Source organism: Pseudomonas sp. PS01298 (genome assembly GCF_029959745.1).
Taxonomy (GTDB): Bacteria; Pseudomonadota; Gammaproteobacteria; order Pseudomonadales; family Pseudomonadaceae; genus Aquipseudomonas; species Aquipseudomonas aylmerensis.
On the sequence record NZ_JASCPP010000082.1, the window covers coordinates 20,759 to 32,407 of the forward strand.

The following is an 11,649-nucleotide window of genomic DNA, read 5'->3' on the forward strand; positions in this document are numbered from 1 at the left end:
GGCAGGCAAACAGAGTAGGCCTGGGCTGGGAGCTGATCAAGGAGGGCGACTACTTGTAGCAGGTGAACCCTTGTGGTGAGCGGGCTTGCCCCGCGTTGGAGTGCGTAGCGCTCCCCAGATTTTCGGGGCCGCTGCGCAGCCCAACGCGGGACAAGCCCGCTCGCCACAAAGTGTTTCAGTTACTGCGCAGTCGGGCCCACTTCACGCAACGGCTTGCCACGCACCGGCGCATCGCCTGCCACGTAGTAGTCGGCGGTGCTGCGCGGCAGCGGCTGGCGGCCACGGATCTTGTCGGCGATTTTCTCGGCGATCATGATCGTCGGCGCGTTCAGGTTGCCGGTGGTGATGATCGGCATGATCGACGCATCGACCACCCGCAGGCCCTGCATGCCGTGCACACGGCCTTCGCCGTCCACTACCGCCATCTCGTCGGTGCCCATCTTGCACGAGCAGGACGGGTGGAACGCGGTTTCGGCGTGCTCGCGGATGAACTTGTCCAGCTGCTCATCGGTTTGCACCTCGATGCCCGGGCTGATCTCGCGGCCACGGTAGGGATCCAGCGCCGGCTGCTGCATGATTTCACGGGTCAGGCGGATGCCGTCACGGAATTCCTGCCAGTCCTGCTCGGTGGCCATGTAGTTGAAGAGGATGCTCGGGTAATCCCGTGGGTTCTTCGACTTCAATTGCACGCGGCCACGGCTTGGCGAACGCATGGAGCCCATGTGTGCCTGGAAACCGTGCTCTTTCACACCGTTGCTGCCGTTGTAGTTAATCGCCACCGGCAGGAAGTGGTACTGGATGTTCGGCCAATCGAATTCTTCACGGGTACGGATAAAACCGCCCGCTTCGAACTGGTTGCTGGCGCCGATGCCGGTGCCGTTGAACAGCCACTCGGCACCGATGGCTGGCTGGTTGTACCAGAGCAGCGATGGGTACAGCGAGACCGGTTGGGTGCACGCGTATTGCAGGTACAGCTCAAGGTGGTCCTGCAGGTTTTCACCAACGCCCGGCAGGTCGTGGACCACCGGGATGTCCAGGCTTTCGAGCAGTTTGGCCGGGCCCACGCCGGAGCGTTGCAGCAGTTGCGGCGAAGCGATTGCACCGCTGCACACCAGCACTTCTTTACGCGCACGGGCTTCAACGCGCTCTTCGGCGGCACCGATCAGGTAACGCACGCCCACGGCACGCTTGCCTTCGAACAACACTTTGTCGGTGAGGGCGTGGGTGACGATGGTCAGGGTCGAACGCTTCTTGGCTGTGTCCAGGTAACCGCGCGCGGTGCTGGCGCGACGGCCGTTCGGCGTGACGGTACGGTCCATCGGGCCGAAGCCTTCCTGCTGGTAGCCGTTCAGGTCTTCGGTACGCGGGTAGCCGGCTTGCACGCCTGCTTCAACCATGGCGTGGAACAGCGGGTTGTTGCCGGCTTTAGGCGTGGTCACGCTGACCGGGCCGTCGCCACCGTGGTAGTCGTTGGGGCCGATGTCGCGAGTTTCAGCCTTGCGGAAATACGGCAGGCAGTCCAGGTAGGTCCAGTTTTCCAGGCCCGGCAGTTTCGACCAGTTGTCGTAGTCCATGGCGTTGCCACGGATGTAGCACATGCCGTTGATCAGCGAGGAACCGCCGAGGCCCTTGCCGCGACCGCATTCCATCCGGCGGCCGTCCATGTGAGGTTCTGGATCGGTTTCGTAGGCCCAGTTGTAGCGACGGCCTTGCAGCGGGAACGCCAGGGCGGCCGGCATTTGCGTACGGAAATCGAAACGGTAGTCCGGGCCGCCGGCTTCCAGCAGCAGGACGGTGACGCCTTCGTCTTCAGTCAGACGGGTCGCCAGGGTGTTACCGGCGGAACCGGCACCCACAATGATGTAATCGTATTCTTGAGTCATGGGGGGTCTCCTTGAGAGCTGCTAGCTCTAAGCTTCAAGCTGCAAGAAAGAGCAGCGAGCGGTGTATCTGGGAAGTGCGGCAAACCAAACTGCTTTTACTTGCAGCTTGAAGCTTGCCGCTTGCCGCTTATCAGAACACCGAGGCGTAGTCGCCCAGCTCAACCTGTACCGATTTGATGCGGGTGAAGTTGTTCAGCGAGCTGATGCCGTTCTCACGACCCACACCGGATTGCTTGTAGCCACCGACCGGCATTTTCGCGTCGGACTCGCCCCAGGCGTTGATCCAGCAGATACCCGCTTCCAGCTGATGAATCACGCGGTGGGCGCGGTTCAGGTCCTTGGTCACAAGGCCCGCAGCCAGGCCGAAGTCGGTGTCGTTGGCGCGACGGATCACTTCTTCTTCGGTTTCGTAAGTGAGGATGCTCATCACCGGGCCGAAGATTTCTTCACGCACGATGGTCATCTCGTCGGTGCAGTCGGTGAACACGGTCGGGGCCACGTAGGCGCCTTTGGCGAATGCACCGACGGTCAGGCGGTCGCCGCCGCACAGTACGCGAGCGCCTTCTTCCTTACCTTTGGCGATGTAGCCGAGCACGCTTTCCATGTGGGCGAAGCTGACCAGCGGGCCGAAGTTGGTGTTTTCGTCTTGCGGGTCGCCAACGCGAATGCGTGCCACACGCTCAACGATCTTGGCTTCGAAGGCGGCTTGCAGGTGCTTGGGCACGAACACGCGAGTGCCATTGGTGCAGACCTGACCGGAGCTGTAGAAGTTGGCCATCATCGCGATGTCGGCGGCGCGATCCAGGTCGGCGTCTTCGAACACGATCAGCGGGGACTTGCCACCCAGCTCCATGGTCACTTCCTTGAGCGAGGAGCTGGAAGCGCTGGCCATGACTTTCTTGCCGGTGTCGGTGCCGCCGGTGAAGGAGACTTTCTCGATGCGCGGGTGCTCGGTCAGCCAGGTGCCGACTTCACGGCCGCTGCCGGTCAGTACGTTGAACACGCCCGCCGGAACGCCGGCTTCGGTGTAGATCTCGGCCAGTTTCAGGGTGGTCAGCGAGGTGACTTCGCTCGGCTTGAAGATCATCGCGTTGCCGGCAGCCAGGGCCGGTGCGGATTTCCACAGGGCGATCTGGATCGGGTAGTTCCACGCGCCGATACCGGCAACCACGCCCAGCGGCTCGCGGCGGGTGTAGACGAAGGATGTGTCGCGCAGTGGGATCTGCTCGCCTTCGATGGCCGGTACCAGGCCTGCGTAGTACTCCAGTACGTCAGCGCCGGTGACGATGTCGACGTATTGGGTTTCGGAGAAAGCTTTACCGGTGTCCAGGGTTTCCAGGGCGGCCAACTCGTCGTTGCGCTCACGCAGGATGTCGACGGCGCGACGCAGGATGCGCGAACGCTCCATGGCGGTCATCGCGGCCCAGATCTTCTGGCCTTTTTCGGCGCTGACCACGGCACGTTCAACGTCATCGAACGTTGCGCGTTGCACTTGGGCGAGAACTTCACCGTTAGCCGGGTTGATGGCTTCGAAGGTGGCATCGCTGCCAGCGTCGCTGTAGCCGCCGTCAATGTAGAGTTTTTGCAGTTCGAAACGGGCCATAAAGTCCTCGCAAGTGCATAAGTGGTTGGCGTTAACCGCCGAAAGTGGGCCATAAGGGTCTGGCATCACTGATCGACGGCAGTTCAGGGGTTGAGCGGTTGTGGGTGCTCTAACTCACCTGCTTGGCCAATTGGAAATCCATGTATTCGTAAGCGATCCGTTGCGCCTGCGCCGTGTCGAAAGCGTCTCCCGACAGGGCGCCGCGCAACCACAAACCGTCGATCAGGGCCGCCAGGCCTCGGGCTGCTTTGCGTGCGTGCGGCAGCGGCAGCACTCGGCGGAACTGGCAGCACAGGTTGGAATACAGACGTTGATCGTTGATCCGCTGCAACCTGTGCAATGACGGGTGGTGCATGCTGGTGGCCCAGAAGGCCAGCCAGGTTTTCATTGCCGGGCCGTTGACCTGGCTGGCATCGAAGTTGCCCTCGATGATCACCTGAAGGTGCGCCCGTGGGCTGTCATCCTTCAGTGCGAGCCTGCGTTCGTGGACGTTCTCGATCAGCACATTCATCAAGTACCGCATCGTCGCGGCGATCAGGCCGTTCTTGTCCTGAAAGTAGTGACTGATGATGCCGTTCGAGACGCCGGCCAGACGGGCGATCAGCGCAATGCTGGCATCCCCCATTCCGACCTGATCGATCGCCGTCAAGGTGGCTTCGATCAACTGCTGGCGGCGTATGGGTTGCATACCGACCTTGGGCATGTAGCACCTCTCCTTAGGCCTGCCGATGGGCGATCAACGTCCGTCGGCTTGATGGCCAGTCTATTTTGTTTTGATTGAACGTTCAATCAACAAAGAATAAGATCTGCGACAAATGGTCGCTGCCTACAGATATTTCCTACCTGCGAGCTGCGACATCTGACACCTGCAAAAGTCCTTGAAACAGGCCGTATCAGGGCCTGGGCACCGCTTCGGCGGGGCTCAAGAATTTTCGGGGTGTCTTTATAACACCCGTCCGTCGACTGCCGAAAAATCGATGTCCCGGGATAACCGTTGCCTTGTGTTTCTCTCTCGCACTGCCCGGAGCATCTGCGCCATGAGTTCTGCCTCTCTTATAAAGACCCCGCCGGAAAAGGTCCGGGTCAACGGTTGGGTGTTCTACACCTCCACCGCGCTCATTCTGTTGTTGACCGCCATTCTGATCATCGCCCCGCAGGAGGCCGGGCGCATGCTCGGCGTAGCACAGGCCTGGCTGTCGAAAAGCTTTGGCTGGTACTACATGGTGGTCATCGCCGCTTACCTGGTGTTTGTGGTCGGCCTGGCGTTTTCGTCCTACGGCAAATTGAAACTGGGCAGCAAGGACGACACCCCGGACTTCAGCTACGGCGCCTGGGCCGGCATGTTGTTCTCGTCCGGGATCGGCATTTCGCTGCTGTACTTCGGCGCTTCGGAGCCGTTGGACCACTACTTCAACCCGCCCGAAGGCGCGGCCGCCAGCAATGGCGCAGCACGCCAGGCGCTGCAACTGACCTTTCTGCACTGGGGCCTGCACGGCTGGGCGATCTATGCCCTGGTCGGCCTGGCCGTGGCGTACTTCGCGTACCGGCATAACCAGCCGCTGGCGCTGCGTTCGGCGCTGTACCCGCTGGTAGGCGAGCGTTGGGTGAAGGGCGCGGCCGGCCATGCGGTGGACGGCTTCGGCATGTTCGTGACCCTGCTCGGCCTGGTGACCAACCTGGGTATTGGTTCGATGCAGGTCTCGTCCGGGTTGGAAAACCTGTTCGGCATGCAGCACAGCAACACCAACCTGTTGATCGTGATCATCGTGATGAGCACCGTGGCAACCATCGCTGCGGTGTCGGGTGTGGAGAACGGCATTCGCCGCCTGTCCAACCTCAACATCGTGCTGTTCAGCGGTTTGTTGATCTTCGTATTGCTGTTCGGCCCGACCCTGCACTTGCTCAACGGCTTTGTGCAGAACATCGGCGACTACATGAACGGCCTGGTGCTGAAAACCTTCGACCTCTATGTGTATGAAGGCGACGCCGACAAGACCGAACGCTGGATGGGCCTGTGGACCCTGTTCTACTGGGCCTGGTGGATTTCCTGGGCGCCATTCGTAGGCATGTTCATCGCGCGTATTTCCCGTGGCCGCACCGTGCGCGAGCTGGTGGCCGGCGTGCTGCTGATCCCGCTGGGCTTCACCCTGGCGTGGTTGTCGATCTTCGGCAACTCGGCGCTGGACCTGGTGCTCAATCACGGTGCGGTGGAGTTGGGCAAGACGGCGCTGGAACAGCCGTCCATGGCCATCTATCAACTGCTGGAACATTACCCGGCGTCGAAAATCGTCATCGGTGTGTCGATCTTCGTCGGCTTCGTGTTGTTCCTGACCCCGGCGGATTCCGGCGCGGTGATGATGGCCAACCTTTCCTGCAAAGGCGGCAATGTGGATGAAGATGCGCCGCACTGGCTGCGGATCTTCTGGTCGGCGGTGATCACCCTGGTGACTATCGGCCTGCTGTTCGCCGGTAACTTCGAAGCCATGCAAACCATGGTGGTGCTGGCGGGGCTGCCGTTCTCGGTGGTGCTGATTTTCTTCATGTTCGGTTTGCACAAGGCCATGCGCCAGGACGTCGCAATCGAACAGGAGCAGGCGCAGTTGGCCGAGCGTGGCCGTCGGGGGTTCAGCGAGCGCCTCACCGCGCTGGATCTGCAACCGAGCCAGGCCACTGTGCAGCGCTTCATGGACAAACACGTCACGCCGGCGCTGGAAGAAGCCGCGACGGCGTTGCGCGACCAGGGGCTGGAAGTGCAGACCCTGCTGGGCAAATCCAAACGCTGCATCGGTGTGCGCATCGAGATGGAAGAGGGCAACCCGTTTGTCTACGAAGTGAGCCTGGATGCTTACTCGTCGGCGCCGAGCGACCTGCCGGAAGAAGAGCGCACCCGCTACTACCGTGCCGAGGTCTACCTGCACAACGGGCCTCAGGAGTACGACCTGATGGGCTTTGCCCAGGAACAGATCACCCGGGACGTGCTCGATCAGTTTGAAAGCCATCGGCAGCTCCTTGGCCGTGTCTATAGCTGATGCCTGAAAGGAGCGGCGCCCTCACTGGCGCCGCTTTTTTTATGCCGAAACAGAGATCAAATGTGGGAGCTGGCTTGCCTGCGATAGCTATGTTGGATTCACCATTGCTGTCGCAGGCAAGCCAGCTCCCACATTGACCCAGTTCATTCAGCCGATCTGTGCACTGCTCAGCCGAGGTTCTTGCCCAGCAGGGCATGGTAGAGCTCACTGTCCCCCAGAATCCCCACCACCTGGTTGTTGTCATGCAACACCAGCTTGTTGCCGGTGTGATAACGAATCTGCAGCGCATCGCGCATGCCGATGTTGGAGTCCACCAGTGTCGGCACCCGGCCCAGACCTTCCACCGGTTGCCCCGGCGCCCAGTTCTGCAGGTTCATCACCGCGCCATTCTGGCGAGCACCGGTGATGGTGTTGCCTTCGGCCAGGTCCAGCCATGAGTCGCCACCCGGATCGAGGCACACCGAACCGTTCACGCGCTTGCAGTTGTCCAAGGTGCGCATCAGGCTGCGGCCGCACAGCACGTTGAGCGGGTTGGTATGGGCGACGAAGGTGCGCACATAGTCGTCCGCCGGGTTCAGCACGATCTCTTCCGGCACGCTGTACTGGATGATCTTGCCGTCTTTCATGATCGCGATGCGGCTGCCCAGCTTGAGCGCTTCATCGAGGTCGTGGCTGACGAACACGATGGTCTTGCTCAGCTTGCGTTGCAGCTCCAGCAACTCGTCCTGCAGGCCCTGGCGGATCAGCGGGTCGAGGGCGGAGAAAGGTTCGTCCATCAGCAGGATGTCGGCGTCCATCGCCAACGCACGCGCCAGGCCGACGCGCTGCTGCATGCCGCCGGAGAGTTCATCCGGCTTCTTGTTGCGCCACTGGGTCAGGCCCACCAGCTCGAGTTTCTCATCCACCAGCTTGCGGCGGTCTTTCTCCGGGCGGCCCTGCATTTCCAGGCCGAAGCTGATGTTTTCGCGCACTGTCAGCCAGGGCATCAGGGCGAACTTCTGGAACACCATGGCGATGCGCTTGGTGCGCATCATTTTCAGCTCGGCGGGCGTGCACGACGCGATGTCGATCTGGCGCCCTTCATGCTCCACGAACAGCTGGCCACGGCTGACGGTATTGAGGCCGTTGATGCAACGCAGCAGGCTCGACTTGCCGGACCCGGAGAGGCCCATGAGCACGCAGATCTCGCCTTTCTCGATATCCAGGCTGGCTTTTTCAACGCCGACAATCTGCCCGGTCTTTTTCAGGATTTCGTTGCGGTGCATCCCCTGGTCCAGCAGCTTGAGGGCTTCGCGTGGGTCCTTGGAGAAGATCACATCGACCTTGTCGAATCGGATAATGCTCATGCATCACCCCCTACTTTGGCATCGGGTTGTTTGCAGATGCGGTCGAGCATGATGGCGAGCAATACGATCGCCAGGCCGGCTTCGAAACCGAGGGCGATATCGGCGGTGTTCAGCGCGTTGACCACCGGCTTGCCGAGGCCGTCGGCGCCTACCAGGGCCGCGATCACCACCATCGACAACGACAGCATGATGCATTGGGTAATGCCGGCGGCAATGCTCGGCATGGCGTGGGGCAGTTCAATGCGCGAGAGCAACTGACGGCGCGAGCAGCCAAAGGCCTTGCCGGCGTCCATCAACTCTTGCGGTACATCGCGGATACCCAGGTAGGTCAGGCGGATCGGCGCGGCAATCGCGAACACCACCGTGGATATCAGCCCGGGCACCACACCCAGCCCGAAGAGGGTCAGGGTAGGGATGAGGTAGACGAAGGTCGGTACGGTCTGCATCAGATCGAGCACCGGCCGCATCAGGGTGTAGAACATCGGCTTGTGCGCGGCAACAATGCCCAGCGGCACACCGATGACCACGCAGACCAGGGTGGCGAACAGCACCTGCGCGAGGGTTTCCATGGTTTCCTGCCAGTACCCCAGGTTGAGGATCAGCAGGAACGAGGCGATGACAAATACAGTCAGGCCCCACTTGCGTTGAATGAAGTGAGCCAGCAGCGCAATCAGACCGATCAATGCCAGCGGATTGAACCAGGTCAGCGCAAACGTCACGCCGTGGATCATCGTTTCCAGCGTCGATGCGATTGCGTCGAAATAGTTGGCGCCGTGTTGGGTCAACCATTCGACGAAGGCAGCGATGTACTGGCCTAGTGGGATTTTCTGTTCAGTCAGCATGGTAGTGAATGTCCACATGCGAAGGGGAAAACATCCCAGGCCAGCGCACCGGCCTGGGGTCAGCGGGTGTTATTTGGCGAGATAAGCTTTGACGGCCTCCAGACCGGGTTTGCCATCGACGGTGGTGACGCCTGCGAGCCAGGTGTCGAGCACTTGCGGGTTGGCCTTCAGCCAGGCCTTGGCCGCTGCATCGGGTTTCTGTTTTTCGTCCAGGACTTTACCCATCAGGGTGCTTTCCATGTTCAGGGTGAACACCAGGTTTTTCAGCAACTGGCCGACGTTACTGCATTCCTGGGTGTAGCCCTTGCGGGTGTTGGTGTAGATGGTGGCCTGGCCGTAGTTGGGGCCGAACGAGTCGTCACCCCCGGTCAGGTACTTCATTTTGAAGCGAGTGTTCATCGGGTGCGGTTCCCAGCCGAGGAACACGATGGCCTGGTCGCGCTTGGTGGCGCGTTCGACCTGGGAGAGCATGCCGGCTTCGCTGGATTCGACGACTTTGAAGCCGGCGGTTTTCAGGCCGAAGGCGTCTTTGTCGATCAACGTCTGGATAGTGCGGTTGCCGTCGTTACCCGGCTCGATGCCGTAGATCTTGCCCCCCAGCTCATCCTTGAATTTGGCGATATCGGCGAAGTCTTTCAGGCCTTTGTTGTACAGCGCTTCGGGTACCGCCAGGGTGTACTTGGCGTTCTCCAGGTTGGCGCGCACGGTTTCCACGGTGCCGGCATCACGGTACTGCTTGATGTCGTTTTCCATGGTCGGCATCCAGTTGCCGAGGAAGATGTCCATGTTCTTGCCGTCGGCCAGCGACTTGTAGGTCACAGGTACCGAAATCATCGTGGTGCGCGGCTTGTAGCCCAGGCCCTTGAGGACTTCGCTGGTGGTCGCGGTGGTGACGGTGATGTCGGTCCAGCCGACATCGGAGAAATTGACGGTCTGACATTGTGCCGGTTCTGCAGCGTGCGCCAGGACTGGCAGACTCAGCATGGCGGCCAACAACAACGAGGGTGAACCTTTCATCTGGGTAGACTCCTGTGTTTTTTCTGGCGGCATTCGCCGCGCTTTATATGTGTTGCGGTTGGAACGTGCGACGCAGCGGCGGCGCGGTGCCTTGCAAACGAGTCGAGACTGATCATGTACCAGTGAAAATCTGACGCCTACAGGGGGCGTCGTATCCAGTACAGGGATGGTCGTATCCAGTGTCGGTGACGTCGCTTACAGATTTTTCCAAAGGCAAAACTGCAGTTTTCAACGATCTGCACCGCTAAAAACGGCCAAAACGCCTGATCGCACGAGAGCGACGCTGGTGAGCATGGGTACGTCGGTGTGAGACGCCGTGACGGCGGATAAAAGCTTGATGATGCCGCCATCTGGGCGATCTGAGCGTAGCAGCTCCTTGGTGTCCGGTTTGCTCACCTGCGGAGTCCCACGTTAATGGCTATCAGCGTTTTCGACCTGTTCAAGATCGGCATCGGGCCTTCTAGTTCTCACACCGTCGGCCCCATGCGCGCCGCGGCGTTGTTCGTCCAGGCATTGCGTGAACGTGAACTGTTGGAACAAGTCAGGCGCGTCGAAGTTCAGCTCTACGGCTCATTGTCGGCCACCGGCATTGGCCACGGCAGCGACACCGCGACCATCATGGGCCTGATGGGCGAGTGGCCCGACGCGATCGATCCGGCGCAGATCGGCCTGCGTATCCACACCCTGCGCGAGACCGACACGCTGCTGCTGGATGGGCGCTTGCCGGTGCCGTTTGTGTGGGCACGCGACATGCGCCTGCTCGACGAAAACCTGCCCTTTCATCCCAACGCCATGACCCTGGTGGTGTTCGGCGATGACGGTGAGTTGCATCGCGACACCTACTATTCGGTGGGCGGCGGTTTTGTCGTGGATGAAGCCCAGGCGCAGAGTGGCGTGGCGGATATGGACCGCACCGAGCTGCCCTATGATTTTTCCAGCGCGGTGGAGTTGTTGCAGCTGTGCAAGACCCACAACCTGCGCGTCGCCGAGTTGATGTTGGCGAATGAAAAAACCTGGCGCTCGGAAGACGAAATCCGCAGCGGCCTGATGAAACTCTGGCGCGCCATGCAGGCGTGTGTGGAGGAGGGGCTCAAGCACGAGGGCATCTTGCCGGGCGGCCTGAACGTGCGCCGCCGCGCGGCCAAGTTGCACCGCAGTTTGCTGGAGCTGAACAAACCCAATGTGATCGGCTCGACCTTGAGCGCGATGGAGTGGGTCAACCTGTTCGCCCTCGCGGTCAATGAAGAAAACGCTGCCGGTGGACGCATGGTCACCGCACCCACCAACGGCGCGGCGGGGATCATCCCGGCAGTGCTGCACTACTTCATGAAATTCAGCGAGGAAGTGACCGAAGCCAACGTGGTCGACTACCTGCTCGGCGCTGCGGCGGTGGGCATCCTGTGCAAGAAGAACGCCTCGATCTCCGGTGCCGAGGTCGGGTGCCAGGGCGAAGTCGGCTCGGCTTGTGCGATGGCCGCCGCCGGCTTGGCGGAAATCCTCGGCGCCACGCCGGAGCAACTGTGCAACGCGGCGGAGATCGGCCTGGAACACAACCTCGGCCTGACCTGCGACCCGGTGGGCGGATTGGTGCAAGTGCCGTGCATCGAGCGCAATGCGATTGCGGCGGTGAAGGCGATCAACGCGGCGCAGATGGCCCTGCGCGGTGATGGCCAGCACTTCATCTCGCTCGACCGGGTGATCCGCACCATGCGCGATACCGGGGCGGACATGCACGACAAGTACAAGGAAACCTCGCGCGGTGGGTTGGCGGTGAGCGCGGTGGAGTGTTGACCACCTTTGCCGGTGGGCGGCTTGTTGTGGCGAGCGGGCTTGCCCCGCGTTGGGCCGCGCAGCAGCCCCAATAACTTCACTGAGTTCGTTCAGGAATATCGAGGTGTCAGGTTCTGGGGCTGCTGCGCAGCCCAACGC

At 61.1% G+C, this 11,649-nt stretch carries 8 protein-coding genes; 2 read left to right on the top strand and 6 right to left on the bottom strand.

The features are described 5' to 3' along the window. Positions 1-179 precede the first annotated feature (179 nt). The 3 genes from betA to betI all read right to left on the bottom strand — a co-directional run bounded on the left by betA (position 180) and on the right by betI (position 4,189). Positions 180-1,883, bottom strand: coding sequence for a choline dehydrogenase (betA, locus tag QMX97_RS23420; RefSeq protein WP_065904815.1), 1,704 nt, complete (start codon positions 1,881-1,883; stop codon positions 180-182). A gap of 130 nt (positions 1,884-2,013) precedes the next feature. Then, complete coding sequence (betB, locus tag QMX97_RS23425; protein WP_282397697.1) at positions 2,014-3,486, bottom strand: betaine-aldehyde dehydrogenase; 1,473 nt, start codon at positions 3,484-3,486, stop codon at positions 2,014-2,016. A 109-nt stretch (positions 3,487-3,595) separates the two neighbouring features. Then, entirely contained in the window at positions 3,596-4,189 is a 594-nt protein-coding gene (gene betI / locus QMX97_RS23430) for a transcriptional regulator BetI (RefSeq protein WP_028618243.1), read from the bottom strand. A 391-nt stretch (positions 4,190-4,580) separates the two neighbouring features. Here betI and QMX97_RS23435 point away from each other — a divergent pair, with 391 nt between their 5' ends. After that, complete coding sequence (locus tag QMX97_RS23435; protein ID WP_226939981.1) at positions 4,581-6,515, top strand: BCCT family transporter; 1,935 nt, start codon at positions 4,581-4,583, stop codon at positions 6,513-6,515. A gap of 167 nt (positions 6,516-6,682) precedes the next feature. Here QMX97_RS23435 and choV read toward each other — a convergent pair whose 3' ends face one another. From choV to QMX97_RS23450, 3 genes are all read right to left on the bottom strand, one after another. Next, positions 6,683-7,861 carry a choline ABC transporter ATP-binding protein gene (choV, locus tag QMX97_RS23440; RefSeq protein WP_065904810.1) on the bottom strand — a complete coding sequence of 393 codons (1,179 nt, stop codon included), beginning with the start codon at positions 7,859-7,861 and terminating at the stop codon, positions 6,683-6,685. Then, positions 7,858-8,703 (bottom strand): choline ABC transporter permease subunit, encoded by an 846-nt coding sequence (choW, locus tag QMX97_RS23445; RefSeq protein ID WP_015886271.1) that lies wholly within the window; start codon positions 8,701-8,703, stop codon positions 7,858-7,860. Before choW ends, choV begins: the two co-directional genes overlap by 4 nt. Positions 8,704-8,772: 69 nt before the next feature. Then, entirely contained in the window at positions 8,773-9,720 is a 948-nt protein-coding gene (locus QMX97_RS23450) for a choline ABC transporter substrate-binding protein (RefSeq protein ID WP_065904809.1), read from the bottom strand. 414 nt (positions 9,721-10,134) lie between these two features. On the opposite strand from QMX97_RS23450, the gene QMX97_RS23455 reads away from it, so the two are divergent. After that, positions 10,135-11,511, top strand: a complete 1,377-nt coding sequence (locus QMX97_RS23455; RefSeq protein WP_065904808.1) for an L-serine ammonia-lyase — start codon at positions 10,135-10,137, stop codon at positions 11,509-11,511. The last annotated feature ends 138 nt before the right edge of the window (positions 11,512-11,649 follow it).

Excerpts from the sequence above, each read along its gene's own strand:
- betA (WP_065904815.1), bottom strand. The coding sequence starts at position 1,883 with ATGACTCAAGAATACGATTACATCATTGTGGGTGCCGGTTCCGCCGGT.
- betB (WP_282397697.1), bottom strand. The coding sequence starts at position 3,486 with ATGGCCCGTTTCGAACTGCAAAAACTCTACATTGACGGCGGCTACAGC.
- betI (WP_028618243.1), bottom strand. The coding sequence starts at position 4,189 with ATGCCCAAGGTCGGTATGCAACCCATACGCCGCCAGCAGTTGATCGAA.
- choV (WP_065904810.1), bottom strand. The coding sequence starts at position 7,861 with ATGAGCATTATCCGATTCGACAAGGTCGATGTGATCTTCTCCAAGGAC.
- choW (WP_015886271.1), bottom strand. The coding sequence starts at position 8,703 with ATGCTGACTGAACAGAAAATCCCACTAGGCCAGTACATCGCTGCCTTC.
- QMX97_RS23450 (WP_065904809.1), bottom strand. The coding sequence starts at position 9,720 with ATGAAAGGTTCACCCTCGTTGTTGTTGGCCGCCATGCTGAGTCTGCCA.
- QMX97_RS23455 (WP_065904808.1), top strand. The coding sequence starts at position 10,135 with ATGGCTATCAGCGTTTTCGACCTGTTCAAGATCGGCATCGGGCCTTCT.